Origin of the sequence: Bradyrhizobium sp. CW1, assembly GCF_023100665.1 — a bacterium.
Lineage (GTDB): Bacteria > Pseudomonadota > Alphaproteobacteria > Rhizobiales > Xanthobacteraceae > Bradyrhizobium > Bradyrhizobium canariense_D.
In genome coordinates, this window is record NZ_CP064684.1 from 665,238 (window position 1) to 688,084 (window position 22,847).

The window sequence follows — 22,847 nt, forward strand, 5'->3', positions numbered from 1 at the left end:
TCATGACCACGATTGCGGAACTGCCGCCGGGGTTCGCCGATAAGGTCTTGTCGGCGCAATCGACCTTTCGCTCGGTCATGGACGCGATGGCGCGGCCGGGATCGGTGCAGCGCATCGTGCCGACATCAGGAGCGCCTCGTGTGATGATGCGCGGGACGGCCGCGATCGCGCTGACGCTGTTCGATCACGACACGCCGCTCTGGCTCGATGCGCGCATGCATGAGACTTCCGACGTCGTGAAATGGCTGAAATTCCATACTGGTGCGCCGGTGGTGCAGGATTCTTCCATCGCCAGCTTCGCGCTGATCAGCGACGGCGGGGCGCTGCCTTCGCTGGAGCGCTTCGCGCTCGGCACCAGCGAATATCCGGATCGGTCGACCACGTTGATCCTGCAGGTCGAGAGTCTCGATTCGGGACGCAGCTTCGAGCTGCGCGGGCCCGGCATCGACGGCGTCGCCACGCTCCAGGCGTCGATCAAGCCGTTCGACGTGTTCGAGCGACTTCGTATTAACGAGGCGCTGTTTCCGCGCGGTATCGATGTGGTGCTGGTCGCCGATGACGCCATGGTTGCGATCCCGCGCACCACGCGTATCGTGAGCAGGGGAAGCTAAGCATGTATGTCGCAGTCAAAGGCGGCGAACGCGCCATCGAGAACGCCCATCGCCTGCTCGCCAGTGCGCGGCGTGGCGACCAAAGCGTTCCGGAAATCTCGCTCGACCAGATCTCCGAGCAGCTTGGTCTCGCCGTGGACCGCGTCATGAGCGAAGGCTCGCTCTATGACCGCGAGCTCGCGGCGCTCGCCATCAAGCAGGCGCGCGGCGATCTGATCGAGGCGATCTTCCTGGTCCGCGCCTTCCGCGCGACGCTGCCCCGCTTCGGCGCCAGCGAGCCGGTCGAGACCGGCGCGATGCGGATACGGCGGCGGGTGTCCTCGACCTTCAAGGACATTCCCGGCGGCCAGATCCTCGGCCCGACCTTCGACTATACCCACCGCCTGCTCGATCCCTCGCTCGCCGAGGGCTTTGTGCCGGAGACACCGGCGACGGCCGAAGCATCGTCTGCGCCAACCCCGCGGGTGACCGACATCCTCGGCCGCGACGGGCTGATCGAATCCTCGCCTCAGGCTGAGGACGGCGCCAGCGTCGGCGATCTCACTCGCGAGCCGCTCAATTTTCCCGCCGATCGTGACCTGCGCCTGCAAAATCTCGCGCGTGGCGACGAAGGTTTTCTGCTGGCGATGGGCTATTCCACCCAGCGCGGCTACGGCCGCAACCATCCCTTCGCCGGCGAGATTCGCTTCGGTGAGGTCGAGGTTGAATTCTCCGCGGAAGACGTCGGCTTCGCCGTGCCGCTCGGCTCGATCGAGCTCACCGAGTGTCAGATGGTCAATCAGTTCAAGGGCTCCGCGACGGAGGCGCCGTGCTTCACCCGCGGCTATGGCCTCGCCTTCGGCCAGAGCGAGCGCAAGACGATGTCGATGGCGCTGGTCGACCGCGCGTTGCGTGCGCGCGAGCTCGGCGAAGAGGCACTCGCCCCCGCGCAAGACGAAGAATTCGTGATGTCGCATTCGGACAACGTCCAGGCTACCGGCTTCGTCGAGCATCTGAAGCTACCGCATTATGTCGACTTCCAGTCTGAGCTCGGCCTGTTGCGCAAGCTGCGGAAGGAATTCACTGAGGCCAATGCGCCCGATGCCATGAAGGAGGCCGCGGAATGAACGCGCCCGCCTACAATTTCGCTTATCTCGACGAACAGACCAAGCGGATGATCCGCCGCGCGATCCTCAAGGCGATCGCGATCCCCGGCTATCAGGTGCCGTTCGCCAGCCGTGAAATGCCGATGCCCTATGGCTGGGGCACCGGCGGCGTGCAGGTGACGGCCGCGATCCTCGGGCCCGAGGACGTGCTGAAGGTGATCGACCAGGGCTCCGACGACACCACCAATGCGATCTCGATCAGGAAGTTCTTTGCCAAGACCGCCGGCGTCGCCACGACGACGGCGACGATCGATGCGACCGTGATCCAGACCCGCCACCGCATTCCGGAGACGTCGCTACACGCAAATCAGGTGCTGGTCTACCAGGTGCCGATCCCGGAGCCGCTGCGCTTCCTCGAGGCGCGCGAGACGGAGACGCGGCGCATGCACGCGCTCGCCGAATACGGCCTGATGCATGTGAAGCTCTACGAGGACATCGCCCGCTTCGGCCACATCGCGACGGCTTACGCCTATCCGGTGAAGATCAATGCGCGCTACGTGATGGACCCGTCGCCGACGCCCAAATTCGACAATCCCAAGATGGACAATTGCCCGGCGCTGCAACTGTTCGGCGCCGGCCGCGAGAAGCGCATCTATGCGATCCCGCCCTATACGCAAGTTGTGTCGCTCGACTTCGAGGACCATCCCTTCGAGCCGTACCGCTTCAACGCGCCGTGCGCGTTGTGCGCCGCTGAAAATTCCTACCTCGACGAGATCGTGACCGACGACAAGGGCGGGCGCATGTTCGTCTGCTCCGACACCGATTATTGCGAGGGACGTCAGGCCGCCGGCCATCACGGCAGCCTCAGCGCCGCGCCGTACAAGGACAAGGCGCAGGAGGCATCGAATGGCTGATCAAGACATGCTCGAGAACGACGAGCCGCTGCTGGTCGCAAAATCCCTCAGTAAGTCCTATGGCCGGATCGCGGCGTGCCGCGACGTGTCCTTTGCGCTCTACCCCGGCGAGGTGCTGGCGATCGTCGGCGAATCCGGCTCGGGCAAATCGACGCTGCTGCAGCTGCTGTCGGGTCAGCTCGCGGCCAGCGGCGGTGAGGTGTCCTACCGGATGCGCGATGGCGTCACCCGCGATCTCACCACGCTGGGCGAGGCCGAGCGGCGCTTCCTGTTTCGTACCGATTGGGGCTTCGTTCATCAGGATCCCGCGCAGGGGCTGCGCATGACCGTCTCGGCCGGCGCCAATGTCGGCGAGCGGCTGATGGCGGTGGGGTGGAATCACTACGGCCGCATCCGCGATACCGCGTCGGACTGGCTGACTCGCGTCGAGATCGACATCGCGCGCATCGACGATGCGCCGCGGACCTATTCCGGCGGCATGCGCCAGCGGCTCCAGATCGCCCGCAACCTCGTCACCGAGCCGCGGCTGGTGTTCATGGACGAGCCGACCGGCGGCCTCGATGTTTCCGTGCAAGCCCGTCTGCTCGACCTCGTGCGCAGCCTGGTCGCGGAGCTGCATCTCGCGGTCATCATCGTCACCCATGATCTCGCGGTCGCGCGCCTGCTGTCGCATCGGGTCATGGTCATGAAGGGCGGCCGAGTCATCGAGACCGGCCTCACCGATCAGGTGCTCGACGACCCCCGCGAGCCCTATACCCAGCTGCTCGTCTCCTCGATCCTGCCGCCATGAGCCTTCCAACGTAATGAGCCTTGCAAGAAGAGTTCTCCAATGACCGCCATGATCGACATCGCCGACGCCAACAAGACCTTCACGATGCACCTGCAAGGTGGCATCGAGCTGCCCGTGGTGCGCGGCGTGACCTTTCACGTCAATCCCGGCGAATGCGTCGTGCTGTCGGGGCCATCAGGCGCCGGAAAATCGTCGATCCTGAAGATGATCTTCGGCAATTATCGTTGCGATTCCGGCCGGATCGGCATCCACCATCGCGGCGCGCTGGTCGATCTCGCCACCGCCGAGCCGCGGCAGGTTCTCAACATCCGCCGCGCGACCATTGGCTATGTCAGCCAGTTCTTGCGCGCGGTGCCGCGCGTCGCGACCCTCGACGTGGTCGCCGAGCCGCTGATCGTCAACGGCCTGGCGCGCGCGGAGGCGCAAGCCCGTGCTGGCGAACTGTTGCATCGCCTCAACATCCCCGAGCGGCTCTGGCAGCTTCCGCCCGCGACCTTTTCCGGCGGCGAGCAGCAGCGCGTCAACATCGCGCGCGGCTTCATCTCGGATCTGCCGATCCTGCTGCTCGACGAGCCGACCGCGTCGCTCGACGCCGCCAACCGCGCCGTCGTGGTCGGGCTGGTAGCCGAAAAGAAGCGCCAGGGCGTCGCCATGGTCGCCATTGTCCATGACGACGAAATCCGTCATCAGATTGCCGACCGCACCGTCGACGTCACCAGCTTCGCCGCCGCGGCCTGAAGGAAATGGACATGAACGCCAAGAAGGACATCGTGATCGCCAACGCCAGGATCGTGCTGGCGGAACGGGTGATCGAGCAGGGCTGGCTTGCCCTCGCCGATGGACGCATTGCCGAGATCGGCGAGGGCAGGGCGCCCGCGGGGGCAGAGGATGCCGGCGGCGATCTGATCATGCCCGGCTTGATCGAGCTCCACACCGATCACCTCGAGGCGCATTACGTGCCGCGACCAAAAGTGTTCTGGAATCCAGTCGCCGCCGTCGTCTCCTATGACGGCCAGCTCGCGACATCAGGCATCACGACGGTGTTCGACTCGCTCCGGGTCTGGCGCGAGGATGGCGCCGAGGAAGTCGACGGCCGCGCCGGCACGCTTGCCGCCGCAATCACGACCGCTCGCGATGCTGACCTGCTCCGCGCCGATCACTTCCTGCATCTGCGCTGCGAAATCCCGATGCCGAGCGTGGTCGAGGAGGCCAGGGAGCTGATCGACCGTCCCGACGTGCGGCTGATGTCGCTGATGGACCACACCCCCGGCCAGCGCCAGTTCCGGGACGAAGGCAAGCTGCGCGACTATTATCGCGGTAAGGGCGGCGGCAAGACCGACGCCGAGCTCGACGAGCTGTTCGCGAAGCGCTTCGAATATCAGAAGGCCTATGCCGCGACCAACATGCGCGAGATCGTGGCGCTGGCCCACAAGTACAAGATCCCGCTGGCGAGCCATGACGACACCACTGAGGAGAACGTCGTGGACGCCGTGCGCGATGGCGTTTCGGTGGCGGAATTTCCGACCACGCTGGAGGCCGCGCGCGGCCTGCACGAGGCCGGCATCGACATCCTGATGGGCGCGCCGAACGTCGTGCGCGGCGGCTCGCATTCCGGCAATATCGCCGCGGTCGATCTCGCCCGCGAGGGCCTGCTCGACATCCTGTCGTCGGACTACATCCCCTCGAGCCTTCTGATGGCCGCGCTGCACTTGCCCGAGCACGTGCCCGCCATCACTCTTCCGGCGGCGATCCGCACCGTGACGAAGGCGCCCGCGGAGGCAGTCGGCCTGTCCGACCGCGGCGAGATCGCGATCGGCAAGCGTGCCGATCTGATCCGCGTGCATGTCGCGGGCCGCGTCCCCGCGGTCCGCAGCGTCTGGCGCGAAGGAAGCCGTGTCGCATGAGCGAGGCCGTCACCGTGGCGGGAAAGACAACGGGTGCGATCGGGCCCGGGCGGCTCGTGCTCGTGGTCGGTCCCAGCGGTGCCGGCAAGGACACGCTGCTGCGGCTGGCGCGGGCAGCCTGCATCGAGGATCACGACATCGTCTTCCCGCGCCGTGTCGTGACGCGGGAATCCTCGGCCGACGAAGACAATATTGCGGTGAGCCCTGACGAATTCCGTCGCGCGCGCGAGCATGGCGAATTCGCCGTGCATTGGGAGGCGCATGGGCATTGTTACGCGCTGCCGCTCGACCTCAACGACGATATTCGTGCCGGACGCGCCGTCGTGGCCAATGTTTCGCGCACGGTGATCGGCGTGCTGCGCCAGACCTATGCAAACGTCGTGGTGGTCGCGATCACGGCGCCTCCGGATGTGCTGGCGCAGCGGCTTGCCGCTCGCGCCCGGCACAGCGACGGCAATATCGCGGAACGGCTGACGCGCAGCGTCGACGACGCATCGACTCAGGCCGACGTCACCATCCTCAACGCCGGCAGCGCTGAGTATCACGGCCGCCAGCTTCTGCGCGTGATCAGGAACCAGGGCTGGCACGAATAGCCCGCACAACAAGGAGACTGGAATGTCGGTGATCGAAACGGTCGAGCAGCTGGAGGCCATCTACGGCGTCACCAACGACGCATCGATCGTGAAAGTCGCCGACCACGTCACCCCGCTCTATCGCGTCTTCATCGAAAAGGCGCCGTTCGCCGCGCTCGCTACCATCGGACCCGAGGGGATCGACTGCTCGCCGCGCGGCGATCTCTCCGGCTTCGTCCGCATTCATGACCCGAAGACGCTGATGCTGCCGGATCGCCGCGGCAACAACCGGGTCGATTCCTTGCGCAACATCGTGCGCGATCCCAGGGTATCGCTGATGTTCCTGATCCCCGGCTCCGGAAATGCGGTTCGGGCCAATGGCCGGGCGCATCTGTCCATCGATTCCGAATTGCTGGCCTCGTTCAAGGTCGACGGCAAGGCGCCGCGCAGCGTCATGGTGATGACGGTCGACGAAATTTACTTCCAGTGCGCCCGCGCCATCGTCCGCTCCGATCTCTGGAATCCCGACAAGCGCATCGACCCCAAGACGCTGCCGACGCCCGGCCAGATCCTCGCCGAGATGAGCGAGAACAAGGTCGGCGGCGCGGAGTATGATCGCGCCTGGCCGGAGCGTGCGGCCGCGACGATGTGGTGAGTTCGTTCTTCCCCTCTCCCCTTGCGGGAGAGGGTGGCTCGCCGCGTAGCGGCGAGACGGGTGAGGTCTCTCTCCGCGTGCGACTCTCTTGAGGATTCGCGGAGGCAAACCCCTCATCCGGCGCTTCGCGCCACCTTCTCCCGCAAGGGGAGAAGGAAGAACTCATCGCGAGATGAATTCGTTTGTCGGCGCTCGCACCCGGAGACGCGCCCCTGCGCGCTCATCGCAATTATGGATAGACATTTCATTGACCGTTCGCGCTAAACGCTCGATATTCGACGCATCGACACTGCTCCTTCGAGCCGAAGCCGCGATATGAGAACCGATCACCCGCGCAGTAACAATGACATGCATGCGTGCATGACGCGCCGCTGTTTCTCGGCGGCCACCGGCGCATGTTGTTGTTGCTGACCGCCGCCTCCTAGCAGCACCTCACCCAGCAAATCCCAAGAAGCAAATCCAAAGACAGGAACGCCGAGACCCGGCGGACGAGCAGTCATGTCCCGAACTCAATCGAATGCCTACGTCATCGAGATCCACGACCGCGCCGCCGGCATCGTCACGAGGGATACGCGCGGCTTCCGCTTCTTCTCCTCCGAGCGTCTGTTCGACAGCCTCGAAGGCCGCCAGTTCCGCTCGGCGCGCGAGGCGGAGCGCGCCGCCCGTGCGGTATTCTCCGAGCGGGGCCGGCGCGCGAACTGATCAGCTCCGGCGGCGCGCCCTGGTGCGTGCCGCCTTCTTTGCGGCGCTGGAGCGGGCCTTGGCGCCCTTGGTGCGGCTCGCCTTGCGCGCGGCGGCTGAACGCGACGCGGCCGTTCGCCGGCTCGCGGCACGTTTGCCCTGCTTCGACAGTGCACTGCGCGAGGCGGTCGAGCGCGGCTCCTTCTTCAAAACCTTTTCGACTGCTTGCGACACGAGCGGCCGGCGCTTCGGGGTGCGCTTGCCCTGACCGACCTCGTAGGCATATTTGGCGCTGCGTCGCGTCGATTTCTTGACGCTTTCCTTGCGCGGTGGCGGCAGATCGATGCCGGCGCGGCGCGCTTCGGAGAGACCGATGGCAATGGCCTGCTTCGTCGAGCGGGCGCCATGCTTGCCCTTGCGGATCTTGTCGATCTGGTCCTTGACGAATTCGCCGGCCTGCGTGCTTGCCGATTTACCGGCACGCTTGTCTTGCCTGGCTTTGCGAATGACTTCCTGTCTTGGCATGGGTCCTGTTCCCTCGATCTTCACAGGGATATCTGACCGCAACGCGCAAGATGGATGATTGATCCTGTCAGTTCCGGAGCGCAGCCAACAACTCATCCGGGCGTTCGGCCATGATCATGTGGCCCGCGCCGGGCACCACGACGGTCTTCGCATGCGGGATCGCGGCGGCAAGTGCCTTGCCGGCCTTCACCGGCGTCATCATGTCCCGTTCGCCGAGGATGAGCGTCGTGGGCACCTTCACGCTTGCGGCTGCTTGCAGCGCATTCGCGTAAGCATTGCAGGCCGACAAATCCCGGAACAGCACGCCCGGCTCGCAGTGTTTCAATACGGCCTGCGCCCCGCCATGCATCCACAGGCCCGGTGCGAGGCTGCCACCGAGCTCGGCGTTGAAGCCGAGGCCCCAGATCGAGACCATGTCGTTTGCATCCTGCGAATTGGCTTCGGCCGCCTTCAGCAGATCCGGGCCGACCGTCATGGTCGCGGCCGTGCCGATCAGGCTGAGCGCGGAAACCTTGTCGGGGTGACGTGCGGCCGTCTCCAGCGAGATCAGCGAGCCCATGGAATGGCCGATCAGATGCGCTTTCGTCACTCCGGCCGCATTGAGCAGGGCCGCCGTCCAGTCGGCCATCTCGGCGATGCTGCCGAGCGAAGGTCCGGGCGAGCGGCCGTGGCCGGGCAGATCCGGCGCCAGCACGCCAAAGCCATGATGGGCGAACCAGCGCGTGTGCAGCGCCCAGGTCGAATGATCGAAGCCGGCGCCGTGGAGGAAGGCGACCGCGGGCAGGGATCTGTCGAAGTCGCGGCCGCCGGTTGCGACCAGCACCTCGGCGCCGTTGACGGAGAGCTTCATGGTGTCAGACCTTTTGCGAGATGCGCAGCGCTTGGGTGAGATCGTCGACGATGTCGCTTGCGGTCTCGATGCCGACCGAGAGTCGCACCAGCTCCTCGCCGATGCCGGAGGCCTTGAGCTGCTCGGCGTCCATCTGCTGGTGTGTGGTCGAGGCGGGGTGGATCACCAGCGTCTTGGCGTCGCCGACATTGGCGAGATGGCTGATCATGCGCAGCGATTCGATGAACTTGCGGCCGGCGGGCCGCCCGCCCTTGATGCCGAAGGAGACGATCGAGCCGGCGCCGCGCGGCAGCAATTGTTTTGCGAGCTGGTAGTCCGCATGATCTTCCAGCGAGGGATGCAGCACCCAATCCACGGCCTTGTTGGACTTCAGTGCTTCCAGCACGAGCTGGGTGTTTTGCATATGGCGGTCCATGCGCACCCCGAGCGTCTCGACGCCCTGCAACAGCTGGAACGCGTTGGTCGGGGATAGACAAGCGCCGAAATCGCGCAGGCCTTCGGTACGCGCGCGCATGATGAAGGCGGCGGTGCCGAACTGCTCGTCGAAGACGATGCCGTGATAGCCGCCATAGGGCTCGGTCAGCACGCCGAATTTTCCGGATGAGCGCCAGTCAAAACGACCGCCGTCGACGATGGCGCCGCCGATCGCGATGCCGTGGCCGCCGATCCATTTGGTCGCCGAATGCATGACGATGTCGGCGCCGAGCTCGATCGGACGGCTGAGATAGGGCGTGGCAAAGGTGTTGTCGATCAGCAGCGGAATCTTCGCGTCATGCGCGATCGAAGCGACTTTCGGAATGTCCAGCACCTCGAGCCCGGGATTGCCGATGGTCTCGCCGATCATCAGCTTCGTGTTCGGCTTGATCGCCGCGCGGAACGCGTCGAGATCGCGCGGCTTGACGAACGTTGTGGTGATGCCGAAGCGCGGCAGCGTGTGCGCCAGCAAATTGATGGTGCCGCCATAGAGCGAGCTCGATGCCACGATATGGTCGCCGGCGTTCAGAAGCGTGGCGATGGCCAGATGCAGCGCCGCCATGCCGCTCGCGGTGCAGATCGCGCCGACGCCGCCTTCCAGCGCCGCAAGCCGTTCTTCCAGCACGCCGGTGGTCGGATTGGAGATGCGCGTATAGATGTGGCCGGCGCGTTCGAGATTGAACAGCGCGGCGGCGTGATCGGAATCCTGGAACACGTAGGACGTGGTCTGGTAGATCGGCACCGCGCGGGCGCCGGTCGCGGGATCCGGATGCTGGCCCGCATGCAGGCTCAGGGTCTCGAAGGCAGGCGGTTTTGGCGCGGGCATGCGGGGCCTCGTTGCTCGGTCGGCGGAGGCGGCTCTTGTGCCATAAAATGGCGCGCTGCGTCAGCCCATTGACAGCGTTGTCTAACCCCGGATCGCCTGCTCGATGATCCGCGCCTCCCGCAGCAGGATCTCCGCGACCTCCTGTTCGCGTCGTGGGCCGAGCCTGGTGCGAACGGCGGAGACGGTCATCGCGGCAGCGGGACGGCCGTCCGGGGTCTCGATCCAGGTCGAGATCGACTTCGTACCCTGCACGAGACCAATTTCCCTCCTGCCGTATCCCAGCCGTCTTGCGGCGGTGACCTGGCCCAGCACCGTCGCAACATCGGTCCGGTAGGCCTCCAGTCTCTTCTCGTTGGCTGCGACGATTTTTCGCGCGTCCTGCGCCGGCATCGCGGCGAGGATGGCGACGCCTGCGCTGGAGACGCCGAGCGGTCGGCGCGCGCCGACCTCGATCGACAGCACCTGGATCGGATAGACGCCAATCCGGCGATCAACGCACAGCGTGTCGTTGCCGGTCCGCACCGTCAGGAACAGCGTGTCGCCGATCTCGGCCGAGGCGCGTTGCAGCGACGGATTTGCCGCGATCAGCAGCCGCGACGGCCGAGGCCGTGCGAGCGCGAGCTCCGGCACCTGGTTGCCGATCGCGTAGCGGCCGGTCCGGTCATGCCGTTCGACGATGCCTTCCTCGATCAGCACGTGGACGATGCGGTGCACGGTCGGGCGGGTGAGGCCGGTCGCCCGCACCACCTCGGCCAGCAGCACGCCGTCTTCGCGGCCTGCGGCAAGGATGCGCAGCACCGCGAGCGCGCGCCGGATCGCCTGCGCGCCCTGTCGCGGTCCCGTGATGCGGCGGGTGGATTTCGCGGAAGTCGTCTTGTCCATAATATGGACGAGAACGCCACAATTCACTCGACAGGTAAAGCGCCCATCTGGAGATTGCGCTCCGAATCGACATGCCGTGTACGACGTCAGGCAAATCGACGTAAAATTGGAAGCGCCGCCGGGAGGTTAACATGCGATTAATCTGGATTGCCCTAGCTGCCGCAGCGGCGATGTTGACGGGACCGGCGTCGGGCCAGCAATGGCCGGCGCGCAACGTCAAGCTGATCGTGCCCTATCCGGCCGGCGGCAATGTCGATAGCGCCGCGCGCATCATCGCGGACAAGCTCCAGGAAAAGCTCGGCCAGCCCTTCATCATCGAGAACAAGGCGGGCGCCGGCGGCATGATCGCGGGCGAGGCGTTCGCGAAATCCGCGCCCGACGGCTACACGCTGTTCGTCGGCGCCAACGGCCCGGTGCTGTTCGCGACCGAAATCAACAAGCGCGACGCCTACAATTGGAAGAAGGACTTCCTGCCGATCACGACGATCTCGATGACGTCGTTGGTGCTCGAGGTGCATCCGTCGGTGCAGGCGACCACCTTCAAGGAATTCATCGACCTCGCCAAGCGCGAGCCGGGCAAGCTGACGATGGCCTCGCCCGGCCCCGGCACCACCAATCATCTGCTCAGCGAGCTGATGCAGTCCAGCCTCGACCTGCAATGGGTCACCGCGCATTATCGCGGCAATGCGCCTGCCGTCAACGCTCTCTTGGGCGGGCAGGTGCAGTTCGCGTTCGACCAGCTCACGGTCAGCCTGCAGCACATCAAGGCCGGTCTGTTCCGGGCGCTGGCCGTCACCAGCCCGCACCGCCTGAAGTCGCTGCCCGACGTGCCGACCTTCGCCGAGCTTGGTTACAAGGATTTTGACGGCCAGACCTTCACCGGCCTGTTCGCACCGGCAGGCACGCCGGCGCCCGTGATCGACAAGCTGCACGAGGCACTGACCGCGATCCTGAAGGACCCCGCCGTGGTCGACAAGTTCGAGAAGCTCGGCGGTGAAGCCGTCGCGATGACGCCCGACGAATTCAAGGCCTATCTCGCGCGCGAGGACGCCAAATGGATTCCGATCGTGCGCAAGGCCAACATCAAGGCGGATTGATCGATGCGGATCGACCCCAGCGAGCTCGGCGCCGAGCGCATCTACCGGCTGATGACCGGCATCGTGGTGCCGCGTCCGATCGCCTGGGTGACGAGCCTGTCGCGCGCAGGCGTGCTCAACCTCGCGCCGTTCAGCGCCTTCACCTTCGTCTCGCAGAAGCCGCCGATGCTCGCGATCAGCGTCGGCCGCAAGGGCGCGGACTACAAGGACACCGCGCATAACATCCTCGATACCGAGGAATACGTGATCCACATCGCCGATACCCCGCTGATGCAGGCGGTGCACGACTCATCGGTCGAGCATCCGCCCGAGATCAGCGAGGTCGCGGAGCTCGGCCTTGAGACGCTCCCGAGCGAGCGCATCAAGGTGCCGCGGCTCAGCGTTGCACCCGTTGCGATGGAGTGCCGCTTTCGGCAGTGCCTCGAATTCGGCGACGCCCGCAGCCGTCTCATCGTGGGCGAAGTCGTGATGTTCCACCTCCGCGACGGCCTCGTGAACGACGGCAAGGTCGAAACCGTCGCGCTCGATCCGATCGCGCGCATCGGCGGGCCGCGCTACGCCCGGCTCGGCGAGATCGTGACGCTGCACGGCGTGTTCCAGACTCCCAAATCGAAAGACTGAGCGCGCCGCCCCCGCGCGCGCCCCAAGACCATTGGAGAACGACCATGCGACTCCTAAGCTATCTCGTGGACGGAGAGCCGCGCTACGGTGCCGTCATGGAAGGCGGCGTCGTTGATCTGACCCGGCGGATCGGCCGCGACTTCTCCGATGTCAGGGCGCTGATCGCAGCCAACGCGCTGGCCGACGCGCAGGAAGCCGTCGCCGGACAAAAGCCGGACTACGCGCTGGAAGAGCTCGTGCTGCTTCCGCCGGTGCTGGCGCCGGAAAAGCTCTGGTGCATCGGAGTCAATTACGCCGAGCGCAATGCGGAGTATAAGGACAGCTCTGACCTGCCCAAATATCCCAGTCTGTTCGTGCGCAGCATGTCCTCGATGACGGGCTCAGGCCAGCCGCTGGAGAAGCCTCACGTCTCCGAGCAGCTCGACTATGAAGGCGAGCTCGTCATCGTGATTGGCCAGGGCGGCCGCCACATTCCGCGCGAAAAGGCCTGGGCGCACATCTTCGGCATGACGCTGTGCAACGAGGGCACGATCCGCGACTGGCTCCGCCACGGCAAGTTCAACGTCACGCAGGGCAAGAATTTCGACCGCTCCGGCAGCATCGGTCCGTGGATCGTCACCGCGGACGAGCTCGATCCGCGCGGGCCTCATGACATCGTCACGCGCGTCAACGGCGAGGTGCGGCAGCAGGACACCACCGAGCGGCTGATGTTCCCGTTCGATTTCCTGATCTCCTATCTCTCGACCTTCGCAACCCTCAAGCCCGGCGACATGATCGTGACGGGCACGCCGACCGGCGCCGGCGCCCGCTTCGACCCGCCGCGCTGGCTCAAAGTCGGTGACGTCGTCGAGGTCGAATCCAGCCGCATCGGCGTGCTGCGCAACACCGTCGCGGCGGAGCAATAGGTCATGCTGGATACTGCCACGATCGAACGTCTTGCCACGCGGCTCGACGAAGCCGAACGCACCAAGACGCTGATCACGATGTTTTCGAAAGACCATCCCGATTTCAGCATCGAGGATGCCTATGCCGTTCAGCGCGCCTGGACCAGACTCCAGCTCGGACGCGGCCGGGTCATCAAGGGCCACAAGATCGGCCTGACCTCGAAAGCGATGCAGAACGCGGTCGGCATTTCCGAACCCGATTACGGCGTGCTGTTCGCCGACATGTTCTATGCCGACGCCACGCCGATTCCGTTCGACCGCTTCCAGGCGCCGCGAATCGAGGTCGAGCTCGCCTTCGTGCTGAAGGCGCCGCTGCGCGGGCCCGATTGCACCATCTTCGACGTGCTCAACGCCACCGACTACGTCACCCCGGCGCTGGAGATCCTGGAGACGCGCATGCACCGCGTCGATCCCGAAACGGGCAAGGCGCGAAAGGTCATGGACACGATCTCGGACAACGCGGCGAACGCCGCGCTGGTGCTTGGCGGCCGGCCTTTCCGTCCGATGGACGCGGACATGCGCTGGATAGGCGCGCTGTTGTTCCGCAACGGCGAGGTCGAGGAAACCGGGCTTGCCGCCGGCGTGCTCAACCATCCCGCCAACGGCATTGCCTGGCTCGCCAACCGCCTCGCGCCGCATGACGAGCATCTGGCCGCCGGCGAGGTGGTGCTGGCGGGATCGTTCACGCGTCCGGTCGACATTCGCCGCGGCGACACGTTTCATGCCGATTATGGCGCGTTCGGCTCGGTGTCGTGCCAGTTCGTCTGAATCAACACATGAAAGGGAGCGCATCATGACCGGTCACACGCGGCGCAAGAGCATCCATATCGGCGGCTTCAAGCATGCCAACCCGATTCCGAACGCCTGCCGCATCGGCAATCTCGTGATGTCGGGCGTCATTCTCGGCCGCGATGCGACTGGTGCGATGCCCGAGAGCCTGGAGGCGCAATGTGCCAACATGTTCGCGCATATGAAGGCGACGGTCGAGGCTGCCGGCGGCACCACCGACGACATCATCAAGATGACGGTGTGGCTGAAGGACCGTACGCAGCGCGGCCCGGTCAATGTCGAGTGGCTGAAGATGTTTCCGGACGAGCATTCGCGCCCGGCGCGCCACGCGCTGCCGATGGACAACATGGACGGCGGCGCGCTGGTGCAGTGCGACTTCACCGCCGTAATCGACTGAGGGAGTTTTGCGCATGCCGACCTATCTTCCGTTCGACCCGAACCCGCGCCGCCCGGTCAAGGGGCCGCCGCCCAAATCCCTCGACAGCCAGTTTCACGTGCTCGGCCCCCTCGACAAATATCCGGAGCGTCCCGGTGCTGCCTATCGGATGCCGACCGCGACCTGGGAGGCGGCGCTGCGCGTGCACAAGACGCTCGGCATCGAGCGCGGCATCATCGTGCAGACCACGACGTATGGCGCCGACCATGCCGTCGTGCTCGACGGTCTCGCCGCGATGGGCCCGAACTATCGCGGCTGCGCCAACGCGCTGGTGTTCGCCGAGGCGAACGATTCGTATCTTGCCAAGCTGCATGATGCTGGGGTCCGCGGCGCGCGCTTCAGCTTCCGCCAGGAGCTCGGCGCTGTGCTGTCGGATGCCGATTTTGCCCGCGCGATTGCGCGCATCCGCGAGCTCGGCTGGTACGTCAAGATCCAGCCCGAGAAGGACGGCATCGTCTCCAGCGTCGCCAAATACGAGAATCTCGACGTGCCCGTGCTGATCGACCACATGGCACGGCCCGATCCTGAAGCCGGCAGGAACGATCCGAACCTGCGCAAGATGCTGGAGCTGCTCGGCAAGGGCAATTTCTGGGTGATGCTGTCGCTCGGCGAGAAGTCCTCGAAGCTCGGGCCGCCCTACGACGACGTCATCCCGATCGCGCGTGCCTATATCGAGGCAGCAGTCGACCGCTGCGTCTGGGCCAGCGACTGGCCGCACCCGGTCTCGGTCAAGCAGCCGCCCAACGACGCCGATCTGCTGGAGTTGATGTACCGCTACGCGCCCGACCAGTCGACGCTGGAGAAGATCCTGGTGCACAATCCGGCCAAGCTGTTCGGCTTTCCGGACTAGGGCGCTCACGGCCTGCCACGAGCGCAGCTTCACCGTCGCAACAATCGCACCCGCTCACCCCGCCAACCGGTCCCTTACCCCGGCTGCGATCTCGAACGAGCGCAGCCGTGCGGCGTGGTCGTAGATCTGCCCCGTCGTCATCAGCTCGTCCGCGCCGGTGTCGGCGATCAGCGCCTTCAGCTTCGCTTCGACCATGTCAGGCGTGCCGACCGCCGAGCACGACAGCGACTGGCCGACCATCGCCTTCTCGGCTGGCGACCACAGCGCGTCCATGTCGTCGACCGGCGGCGGCAGCGGGCCGGGCGTGCCGCGGCGCAGATTGATGAACTGCTGCTGCAGCGAGGAGAACATGCGCTGCGCGTCCGCGTCGCTGTCGGCGGCGAACACGTTGACGCCGACCATCGCATAGGGCTTGTCGAGCTGCGTCGAGGGTTCGAACCGCGCCCGATACTCCCGCAGCGCCGGCATCATCATTTGCGGTGCGAAGTGTGAAGCGAACGCGAACGGCAGGCCGAGCATCCCTGCGAGCTGCGCGCCAAAGGTGCTGGATCCCAGGATCCACAGCGGCACCTTCGTCCCCATGCCCGGCACGGCCCGGATGGCCTGGTTCGGCTGCACGTCGCCGAGCAGCGCCTGCAACTCCAGCACGTCCTGCGGAAAGTTTTCCGAACTCGTCGCGAGGTCGCGCCGCAGGGCGCGTGCGGTAAATTGGTCGGTGCCCGGTGCCCGCCCGAGCCCGAGATCGATCCGCCCGGGATAGAGCGAAGCCAGCGTGCCGAACTGCTCGGCGATGACGAGCGGCGAATGGTTCGGCAGCATGATCCCGCCGGACCCGACCCGGATCGTCTTCGTCCCGCCCGCGATATGCCCGATCACCACCGACGTCGCCGCGCTCGCGATCCCCGTCATGTTGTGATGCTCGGCCAGCCAGAACCGCTTGTATCCCCAGCCCTCCGCATGCTGCGCGAGATCGAGCGAATTGCGGAACGCTTGTGACGCATCGCCGCCTTGGCGGATGGGCGCGAGGTCGAGCACGGAGAAGGGGATCATGGAAGGGTCCGGATGGAGCGTGCGGTGGTAACGTGGACTCGACATGTAGGAGCCGGTCGCAGGAATACCAGCCGAAACGATCATGGTGCTGCGCCGGCGGCTCCATCGCGCGGAGACGGGGCCATCGCTGCGCTGCATGCGGCAAATTCGCCTGTATGGAAACCGCGGGCCGCATTGCCGCGTTGCCGGCCGGTTTGATCAACGGCGACGATTTTCATTTCGGGGGCTTTCTTTGGACAGATTCAACATTGGTGTTCATGTCGTTGCGCTGGCTGCGGCCTTCGCACTCGCCGTTCCCATTGGCTGGGACCGCGAGAAGCGGGCGCGAAGCGCGGGCTTGCGCACCTTTCCACTGGTCGCAATGGCAAGCTGCGGCTTCGTGCAGGCCAGCGAAAGCCTGCTCGTGCATTCGCCTGACGGAATGGCGAAGGTGATCGAGGGCCTCATCACCGGCATCGGCTTCATCGGCGGTGGCGCAATTCTCAAGCAGGGGAATTCGGTGCAGGGGACCGCGACGGCCGCGAGCCTCTGGGCGACCGGCGCCATCGGCGTCTCCGTCGGGCTCGGCGCTTTTGATGTCGCGGTGACGGTCGCCGTATTCACGTTCCTGACGCTTCGCTTGTTGACGCTGGTCAAGGAAGAAGACGATCACTGATGCATGTGCGAGCGGCCTGCACCCCGTTCACAACAACGTCATCGCGACCCGCTGCGTCCCCCGGCCCAACTGTGCGTCTGGCGCGTTTTCTTGTACACTCACTGAGCCTTTGGACGCTCGCCAGGAGGAACCGACATGACCACGGTCGTACTCAATCGCCGGAGCCTCCTCGCCGCGGGCGGCTCGATCCTCGCAACCGGGCTCTTGGCGACCGGCGTCCCCGGCCTGCTGTTGCCTGCACGCGCGGACGGCCTCGCACCGACCGAGACGATGTCTGGCGGGGCGAACAACTACCGCAAGGGCGCGGCGATCGTGGAGCGGATCGGAAAGGGTGGCTTCTGGATGAGCGGCACCGTGCGCCGCGCCGGCGACGGGACTCCCTTGGCCGGGCAGCGCATCCAGATCTGGGCGCACACGGTCGAAGGCCAGGAGCACGAGCCGCAGAGTCATGGCGCCACGCTCACCGACAAGGACGGCAAGTTCCGGCTCGAAATGCCGCAGATCATTCCCATCTTCGGCCAGCCGCATGGCCACCTCGCCTATGACAGCGGTGAATTCAAAACCGTCTTCCTGCGGCCGATAATGCGGAGCGCAAAGGAAACCAGCCTCGAGGCGCACTTCGTCCTGCAGCCGGCCTGATCGCATTGGAGATGAAGGGGCGGAGATCGGCCCGGGCGCCCCTGATCTGGATCGCCCTTGCCTTGGCCATCGGCGTGCCGATCGCGCTCGCTGCGGGAAGCGAACAGCTCACATGGCGCGGCCCGGTCTACATCCTCGCCGGCTTCGCTGGCATCATTGCGCTCGGTCTCGTGCTCGCTCAGCCCCTGCTGATCGGCGGATATCTGCCGGGACTGTCGGCCTATCGCGGCCGGCGCGCCCACCACTGGATCGGCGGCACGCTGGCTCTGGCGGTGGTGATCCACGTCGCCGGCCTCTGGATCACCAGCCCGCCCGACATGATCGACGCCCTGACTTATACGTCACCGACACCGTTCTCCCCCTTCGGCGTGACCGCCATGTGGGCCATCTTCATTGTTGCGCTCCTGGCTCTGCTGCGCCGGCGGCTGGGATTGCGGTTGCGCACGTGGCGCATCGTCCATATTCCCCTCGCGATCGTCATCGTCGCAGGCAGCGTCGCCCATTGCCTGCTGATCGAGGGGACGATGGAGACGATCTCGAAGGCTGCGCTTTGCGCAGCTGTGCTGGCGGCGACCGTCAAGGTGATGGTTGATCTCTGGAGAAGGCGGACGTTGCGCGATAGCAGCATTGCGCGGCCGTAAGCGTAGGGTGGGCAAAGGCGCGTAGCGCCGTGCCCACCATCTATCTATCAATGGTGGTTGGTGGGCACGCTTCGCTTCGCCCAGCCTACGAGCTCCGAAACTTTCGCTGACCCCCTTGTTCCAACACGTTCGGCGTCGTTACCGCTGGTATCGGCTCCGCTTGCCCGGGAAGGCGGTCAAGATTATCCTCGCGCGATGGCCGTCAGTGTCCCCGACCTGAGAGCATTCCTGCTCGCCACACCGTTCTTCGGCGGTATCCCGGATCAAAGTCTCGACCTCCTGATGTCGATGCTGGTTGAGTGCCGATTTGATACCGGAGCAACCGTCGTGACGGAGGGCGAGCCCGGACGCTCGCTGTTCATCGTCAAATCCGGCCGGCTGGCGGTGAGCAAGCGGGCGAATGCGGGCAACGTCATCCCGATTTCCGTTCTGGAGCCCGGCGATTTCTTCGGTGAGATGACGCTGATTGAAATGCAAAATCGATCCGCCACGGTGGTCGCGGAGAGTCCGACCGTGCTTTACGAGCTGACCGCCCAGAAGCTCTACGCTTGCTACAAGGCCGATATCCACACCTATGTGATCGTCCTGCAAAACATCAATCGCGAGCTATGCCGACGGCTGCGCCGTTCAGACGATCGGTTAGCGGGGCATCAGGTGGGTGACGAGAGTTGACATGCGTAGCATGGGTAGAGCGAAGCGAAACCCATCATGTCTCGTCACCGCGCAAATCTTCCATGGATTTTCGTTTCGCTGTACCCATCCTACGAACTCCCCGGCACCGTAGGCTTCGAATAGGAAACTAACATGGCTCAAGCCGGAGATAATGGACGGTTCGCGGCGTTCAAGCACCACGCCAAGGTGCACTCCTTCAGAGTCAGCACTGCTTTTCTGACTTGGATTCTGCTCGGCGCGACGCTCTTTTACAAGCCTGAGTGGGTCCGATGGGCCCTGCGAACAGGCACGCACGCTATTGAAGCTGTCGGCGATGCGCTTCCTGGTTATTGGGGCGCTCAGGCCGAAATTGTCTTGCGCGAACTCGGTGGTTTCCTTTGGATCCAGATCACGGCCGCGATCCTGTTTGTCCGGTTCGTGTTCTGGCTGATCGGGGCCTCGTGGCGACGTGGTCGGCGGTAGATCCAGTCAGCTCGCGTAGGATGGGTAGAGCACTTGCGAAACCCATCATGCTTCGTCACCGAGCAATGCTATGCAATTCCTGGCCAAAACTGACTGGAGCTCTCGCTCGGGCGATGCCCGCAAGTGACCCCGAAGCGGCGGTCGCGGGGAAGTTGAGGTTCGCTAAGGCCCCACAGGCCTAAAATGTGCTTTAAGGAATATAAGAGACATCCTCAGCTGAGGGAGCCAACCTCAGCGGCGATTTCTTCCGTCAACCACGCAATGCCCGCATCCATCATTGCTGCCTTGGTCGTAATGGCCATGATTGCATCGGACTTCCGCTTCAAAGGAAGCTCAACCAATTGCAGCGCGAAACGAGCCGCGTATCTCTCGACGAGACGGCGCGGCAATGTTGCTATCAAGTCCGAGTTTGAAATTTGCGTGAGTGCCATCATAAAGGTGGGCACGGTCAGGACAATGCGGCGCTGGAGGCCGCGCTTCTCCAGGAGTTGGTCGACAAAACCTCGCGGATCGCCGTCGAGCGACACAAGAAGATGCTGTGCTCTGCAGAATGCAGCAATCGTTGGTGCGCGGGCGAATCCGTTTCCCTTGCGCATTGCGACCACGAAACACTCATCGTAAAGCTTTCTTGCCTGGAAGCGGGTTGGCACTGTGCCCAGGGGCAGGATGGCCAAGTCGATTTCGCGCTTCTCCAGCTTCTCCAGGCTTGACCGCCAAGGGTGCTCCACAGCGCTTGCATGCCTCCCTGGCATCAGATGGATCAAGCTCAGGTCGGCACGGGGTGCCTTTCTCCTGAGCCGCCCCGCAAATGGTCCCATCACCGTGTCCATGATCGCATCAGGAGCGCCAATGGAAAAACGGCGGCTACTTGTAGTCGCGTCGAAGGGCGTAGCTGAAGCAAATACGCGCCCTACGCGAGAAAGGATATCTGCTACTGGCTCGCCGAGTTCCAGCGCACGCTCCGTCGGCACAACACCCTTCGGCGTCCGTAAGAACAGGGGGTCATTAAATAGATGCCGTAGCCGCCCAAGTGAATGACTTACGGCAGAAGGGGTGATGTTCAAGCGGCTAGCCGCTCGCGCCACGTGGCTCTCCTCCAGCACAGTGTGGAAGACCAGCAGCAAGTTAAGATCGACTTTTGACAAGGAAATGTGGTTCAGCATATTGCTGAGGTTATATCACTGGATTCATGTCTCTGAAAGCTCCATGGATTGCGCAACGTTAGCCACAGGAGCTGAAATGACCAAACACCATGCAAACTGGCCAGGAACGCTGTCACGGCGGTCCGCGATCACGACAGTCGCTGCGGCATCGTTGACCCCTCGATTTTGCGCTAGTGTGGCTGCCATGACGACGTCGCTCACCTTATCGAGCGCGCCGCTGCGAAAAACGCGGCCTTCATGCGCGGGGACATGGATCGTTGGCTGGCCCTTGTTCGCATCGCCAGTGACTTCACGTTAATGCAACCATTCGGCGGCCCAACTAGCCACGGGTTCGACGCAAGTCCTGAACGTTTGGCGAAGCTATCCCAGTTTTTCAAGAACGGTGAGACGACCTTGGAGGTCGTGCAAACCTATGCATCGGACAAGCTGGTCGTTCTCGTCATGGTCGAGCGGCAATATGCCGAAGTCGGGAGCTTACCAAAACAAGACTGGTCGCTCCGAGTTACGGAAATCTATCGCAAGGACGGTTCTGAATGGCAGTTAGTCCATCGCCACGCAGACCCGCTGGTTCATGGCGTTACGTTGCAGGAGGCGGCGACGATTGCTCGCGGCGGACGTAAGGATGAATGACCGCGGCAACTGGCGTCTTATCAGAAGAAGGATCGATTGCGCCGAAGACTGCATTACATGCAGGTCCACTTCCCCTTTTGGCCCCATAGCGGAAGTCTGCTCGACGTCGGCTTGTATCCCCTTCCATAGGTTGGGCGATATACGTGCTTAGGCGCGCGCTAGGCAGGCAAATCTGACCCGTCGGGCAAAACACCTCTCTCCTGCAAAATCTCGTCAACCCTCCCCCACAAAAATATTCCACTTTACCGAAATTCGGAATCGCAGTATCAATCCGCCATCCCGGTCCAGGGAGAGGGGCGATCGTCCGTCGTAACGTGCGTGGGTCGGGGGGCGGTGGACGCGGCAGTGTCGGGCACGCGAAGGCGGAACCAGGGCGAGATGAACCTCGTGAGGTCCTGTTGCGTGCGGACGAACGGCGCCTGTGTCCGGCGAGCCTCTTGGCGAAGCCGGATCGCTGCGTACGGCAAAATCGTGTGGTCCTGGCCGTCGTTGCTACGGTCAAGCCTTGCGGAGATGGATCGAGGCTCAACCGGGTCTCAATGCATCGTCAATTCGCAAGGCGACGGTGACAAAAAGGAACTCGTCGCCGGGGAGAGCGCGGCATAAGCCGTCAACCCACTGCGCAGGGAAGGCCGAGTGTTCGGCGTCACCTGTATGCTGCTGTGCGGTCTTTTTGCGCTACATTTTCGCGCAGCGGACCGCGGGTGCTAAGCCGGCACCCGGTCTTCCCTGCGCCTCTTCACAGAGGAGGGTCAAGGTAGAAGCAAAACTCGGGCATCTCATGCCGCGAGAAGGCTGTTTCATGTGTGATTTGAGCGAGGGAATGGTGCTGCCAGACAGGATTGAACTGTCGACCTCTCCATTACCAATGGAGTGCTCTACCACTGAGCTACGGCAGCATGTGCTGGGATAAGAATCGGCCGCCACGAGGGGCCTACCAAGCGGGCCGATATCTGCCACAAGGCCCCCTCCTGTGCAAGCTTGCTAGCTCCGCCAAAGCGATAAAATCGGGTCGATATCGGGGCCAAAATGCCTGTTCTGGCGCGAAACGGCCGACTTTCCGCGGAATAGGTTCCGATATCCCCACCCAACTGGCCAGTTGCCCGATACGCCGGATTCGATCCATTTCGATTTTCGCACGATCGGATCGCGCGGGCCTCTTGAGCCGCCTTATTCCTCGGGCATGTTATCGCCGATCGCTGTAATGGACCGGTGATGGCAGACGAGAACGACAAGAGCACGAAGCAGGACTCCAGACAGGCGAGGGCGTTCCGCGACGACCGGCTCAAATCGGCGCTGCGCGAAAACCTGAAGCGGCGGAAGATGCAGGCGCGCGAACGCGCCGCAAGCACCGACCCCTCGCAGAATGAAGATGGTTCCCTAGATGAGGGGGCCGCCGGCGAGATAGCCGGCAAGACCGGCGACTAGA

29 protein-coding genes and 1 tRNA gene are annotated in these 22,847 nt (G+C 64.2%); 22 read left to right on the plus strand and 8 right to left on the minus strand.

From position 1 onward, the window contains the following. Positions 1 to 2 precede the first annotated feature (2 nt). Genes phnH through IVB54_RS03105 form a run of 8 tightly spaced genes read left to right on the plus strand, consistent with a single transcriptional unit; the run spans position 3 to position 6,531 of the window. On the plus strand, positions 3 to 611 hold the full coding sequence (phnH, locus tag IVB54_RS03070) for a phosphonate C-P lyase system protein PhnH (RefSeq protein WP_018453079.1): 609 nt from the start codon (positions 3 to 5) through the stop codon (positions 609 to 611). Positions 612 to 613: 2 nt separating this feature from the next. Then, the gene (locus IVB54_RS03075) at positions 614 to 1,717 is read left to right on the plus strand and encodes a carbon-phosphorus lyase complex subunit PhnI (RefSeq protein WP_018453080.1); all 1,104 of its coding nucleotides are present in this window, start codon (positions 614 to 616) and stop codon (positions 1,715 to 1,717) included. Further along, entirely contained in the window at positions 1,714 to 2,610 is an 897-nt protein-coding gene (locus IVB54_RS03080) for an alpha-D-ribose 1-methylphosphonate 5-phosphate C-P-lyase PhnJ (RefSeq protein WP_018453081.1), read from the plus strand. Before IVB54_RS03075 ends, IVB54_RS03080 begins: the two co-directional genes overlap by 4 nt. Beyond that, entirely contained in the window at positions 2,603 to 3,400 is a 798-nt protein-coding gene (gene phnK, locus IVB54_RS03085; protein ID WP_018453082.1) for a phosphonate C-P lyase system protein PhnK, read from the plus strand. The genes IVB54_RS03080 and phnK overlap by 8 nt, the downstream gene beginning before the upstream one ends. Before the next feature lie 39 nt (positions 3,401 to 3,439). Beyond that, positions 3,440 to 4,138, plus strand: coding sequence for a phosphonate C-P lyase system protein PhnL (phnL, locus tag IVB54_RS03090; protein WP_018453083.1), 699 nt, complete (start codon positions 3,440 to 3,442; stop codon positions 4,136 to 4,138). Positions 4,139 to 4,149: 11 nt separating this feature from the next. Beyond that, entirely contained in the window at positions 4,150 to 5,304 is a 1,155-nt protein-coding gene (locus IVB54_RS03095) for an alpha-D-ribose 1-methylphosphonate 5-triphosphate diphosphatase (RefSeq protein WP_247299237.1), read from the plus strand. Next, entirely contained in the window at positions 5,301 to 5,897 is a 597-nt protein-coding gene (gene phnN / locus IVB54_RS03100) for a phosphonate metabolism protein/1,5-bisphosphokinase (PRPP-forming) PhnN (protein WP_018453085.1), read from the plus strand. The genes IVB54_RS03095 and phnN overlap by 4 nt, the downstream gene beginning before the upstream one ends. Positions 5,898 to 5,919: 22 nt before the next feature. Continuing rightward, positions 5,920 to 6,531 carry a pyridoxamine 5'-phosphate oxidase family protein gene (locus tag IVB54_RS03105; protein ID WP_247299239.1) on the plus strand — a complete coding sequence of 204 codons (612 nt, stop codon included), beginning with the start codon at positions 5,920 to 5,922 and terminating at the stop codon, positions 6,529 to 6,531. A 326-nt stretch (positions 6,532 to 6,857) separates the two neighbouring features. On the opposite strand, the gene IVB54_RS03110 is transcribed toward IVB54_RS03105, so the two are convergent. Beyond that, positions 6,858 to 7,031 (minus strand): hypothetical protein, encoded by a 174-nt coding sequence (locus IVB54_RS03110; protein WP_247299241.1) that lies wholly within the window; start codon positions 7,029 to 7,031, stop codon positions 6,858 to 6,860. On the opposite strand from IVB54_RS03110, the gene IVB54_RS03115 reads away from it, so the two are divergent. Further along, positions 7,030 to 7,233, plus strand: a complete 204-nt coding sequence (locus IVB54_RS03115) for a hypothetical protein (protein WP_018453086.1) — start codon at positions 7,030 to 7,032, stop codon at positions 7,231 to 7,233. The genes IVB54_RS03110 and IVB54_RS03115 overlap by 2 nt on opposite strands. Here the strand turns inward: IVB54_RS03115 and IVB54_RS03120 are convergent, their stop codons facing one another. The 4 genes from IVB54_RS03120 to IVB54_RS03135 all read right to left on the minus strand — a co-directional run bounded on the left by IVB54_RS03120 (position 7,234) and on the right by IVB54_RS03135 (position 10,769). Continuing rightward, complete coding sequence (locus IVB54_RS03120) at positions 7,234 to 7,737, minus strand: DUF6496 domain-containing protein (protein ID WP_247777066.1); 504 nt, start codon at positions 7,735 to 7,737, stop codon at positions 7,234 to 7,236. A gap of 67 nt (positions 7,738 to 7,804) precedes the next feature. Beyond that, positions 7,805 to 8,587 (minus strand): alpha/beta hydrolase, encoded by a 783-nt coding sequence (locus IVB54_RS03125; RefSeq protein WP_018453088.1) that lies wholly within the window; start codon positions 8,585 to 8,587, stop codon positions 7,805 to 7,807. A 4-nt stretch (positions 8,588 to 8,591) separates the two neighbouring features. Further along, complete coding sequence (locus tag IVB54_RS03130) at positions 8,592 to 9,887, minus strand: O-acetylhomoserine aminocarboxypropyltransferase (protein ID WP_018453089.1); 1,296 nt, start codon at positions 9,885 to 9,887, stop codon at positions 8,592 to 8,594. Positions 9,888 to 9,968: 81 nt separating this feature from the next. Next, positions 9,969 to 10,769 carry an IclR family transcriptional regulator gene (locus IVB54_RS03135; RefSeq protein ID WP_247777067.1) on the minus strand — a complete coding sequence of 267 codons (801 nt, stop codon included), beginning with the start codon at positions 10,767 to 10,769 and terminating at the stop codon, positions 9,969 to 9,971. Positions 10,770 to 10,900: 131 nt separating this feature from the next. Between IVB54_RS03135 and IVB54_RS03140 the strand changes: the two genes are divergently transcribed. The 6 genes from IVB54_RS03140 to IVB54_RS03165 are packed head-to-tail and all read left to right on the plus strand — an operon-like array spanning position 10,901 to position 15,506. Continuing rightward, on the plus strand, positions 10,901 to 11,866 hold the full coding sequence (locus IVB54_RS03140; RefSeq protein WP_247777068.1) for a tripartite tricarboxylate transporter substrate binding protein: 966 nt from the start codon (positions 10,901 to 10,903) through the stop codon (positions 11,864 to 11,866). A 3-nt stretch (positions 11,867 to 11,869) separates the two neighbouring features. Next, on the plus strand, positions 11,870 to 12,487 hold the full coding sequence (locus IVB54_RS03145; protein ID WP_018453091.1) for a flavin reductase family protein: 618 nt from the start codon (positions 11,870 to 11,872) through the stop codon (positions 12,485 to 12,487). 44 nt (positions 12,488 to 12,531) lie between these two features. Next, the gene (locus IVB54_RS03150) at positions 12,532 to 13,392 is read left to right on the plus strand and encodes a fumarylacetoacetate hydrolase family protein (RefSeq protein ID WP_018453092.1); all 861 of its coding nucleotides are present in this window, start codon (positions 12,532 to 12,534) and stop codon (positions 13,390 to 13,392) included. Between the two features lie 3 nt (positions 13,393 to 13,395). After that, positions 13,396 to 14,199 (plus strand): 2-oxo-hept-4-ene-1,7-dioate hydratase, encoded by an 804-nt coding sequence (hpaH, locus tag IVB54_RS03155; RefSeq protein ID WP_018453093.1) that lies wholly within the window; start codon positions 13,396 to 13,398, stop codon positions 14,197 to 14,199. Positions 14,200 to 14,224: 25 nt separating this feature from the next. Beyond that, positions 14,225 to 14,617, plus strand: coding sequence for a RidA family protein (locus tag IVB54_RS03160; RefSeq protein ID WP_018453094.1), 393 nt, complete (start codon positions 14,225 to 14,227; stop codon positions 14,615 to 14,617). Positions 14,618 to 14,630: 13 nt separating this feature from the next. Then, positions 14,631 to 15,506 carry an amidohydrolase family protein gene (locus IVB54_RS03165; protein WP_018453095.1) on the plus strand — a complete coding sequence of 292 codons (876 nt, stop codon included), beginning with the start codon at positions 14,631 to 14,633 and terminating at the stop codon, positions 15,504 to 15,506. Between the two features lie 54 nt (positions 15,507 to 15,560). On the opposite strand, the gene IVB54_RS03170 is transcribed toward IVB54_RS03165, so the two are convergent. Next, the gene (locus IVB54_RS03170; RefSeq protein ID WP_026232460.1) at positions 15,561 to 16,556 is read right to left on the minus strand and encodes an LLM class flavin-dependent oxidoreductase; all 996 of its coding nucleotides are present in this window, start codon (positions 16,554 to 16,556) and stop codon (positions 15,561 to 15,563) included. Positions 16,557 to 16,788: 232 nt separating this feature from the next. Between IVB54_RS03170 and IVB54_RS03175 the strand changes: the two genes are divergently transcribed. The 5 genes from IVB54_RS03175 (at position 16,789) to IVB54_RS03195 (ending at position 19,625) form a co-directional block, all read left to right on the plus strand. Then, complete coding sequence (locus IVB54_RS03175) at positions 16,789 to 17,211, plus strand: MgtC/SapB family protein (protein WP_018453097.1); 423 nt, start codon at positions 16,789 to 16,791, stop codon at positions 17,209 to 17,211. A 135-nt stretch (positions 17,212 to 17,346) separates the two neighbouring features. After that, positions 17,347 to 17,850, plus strand: a complete 504-nt coding sequence (locus IVB54_RS03180; protein ID WP_018453098.1) for a twin-arginine translocation pathway signal — start codon at positions 17,347 to 17,349, stop codon at positions 17,848 to 17,850. A gap of 11 nt (positions 17,851 to 17,861) precedes the next feature. Further along, complete coding sequence (locus IVB54_RS03185; protein WP_026232461.1) at positions 17,862 to 18,491, plus strand: ferric reductase-like transmembrane domain-containing protein; 630 nt, start codon at positions 17,862 to 17,864, stop codon at positions 18,489 to 18,491. 195 nt (positions 18,492 to 18,686) lie between these two features. Continuing rightward, the gene (locus IVB54_RS03190; RefSeq protein WP_018453100.1) at positions 18,687 to 19,163 is read left to right on the plus strand and encodes a cyclic nucleotide-binding domain-containing protein; all 477 of its coding nucleotides are present in this window, start codon (positions 18,687 to 18,689) and stop codon (positions 19,161 to 19,163) included. 132 nt (positions 19,164 to 19,295) lie between these two features. Beyond that, a complete protein-coding gene (locus IVB54_RS03195; RefSeq protein ID WP_085361134.1) occupies positions 19,296 to 19,625 on the plus strand; it encodes a hypothetical protein in 330 nt (109 codons plus the stop codon). Between the two features lie 212 nt (positions 19,626 to 19,837). Here IVB54_RS03195 and IVB54_RS03200 read toward each other — a convergent pair whose 3' ends face one another. After that, the gene (locus tag IVB54_RS03200; protein ID WP_018453102.1) at positions 19,838 to 20,788 is read right to left on the minus strand and encodes a LysR family transcriptional regulator; all 951 of its coding nucleotides are present in this window, start codon (positions 20,786 to 20,788) and stop codon (positions 19,838 to 19,840) included. 249 nt (positions 20,789 to 21,037) lie between these two features. Here IVB54_RS03200 and IVB54_RS03205 point away from each other — a divergent pair, with 249 nt between their 5' ends. Next, positions 21,038 to 21,418, plus strand: coding sequence for a DUF4440 domain-containing protein (locus IVB54_RS03205; RefSeq protein ID WP_247777069.1), 381 nt, complete (start codon positions 21,038 to 21,040; stop codon positions 21,416 to 21,418). Between the two features lie 824 nt (positions 21,419 to 22,242). On the opposite strand, the gene IVB54_RS03210 is transcribed toward IVB54_RS03205, so the two are convergent. Beyond that, a tRNA-Thr gene (locus tag IVB54_RS03210) sits at positions 22,243 to 22,317 on the minus strand. A gap of 316 nt (positions 22,318 to 22,633) precedes the next feature. Between IVB54_RS03210 and IVB54_RS03215 the strand changes: the two genes are divergently transcribed. Then, positions 22,634 to 22,846, plus strand: coding sequence for a hypothetical protein (locus tag IVB54_RS03215; RefSeq protein ID WP_018453104.1), 213 nt, complete (start codon positions 22,634 to 22,636; stop codon positions 22,844 to 22,846). Position 22,847 lies beyond the last annotated feature (1 nt).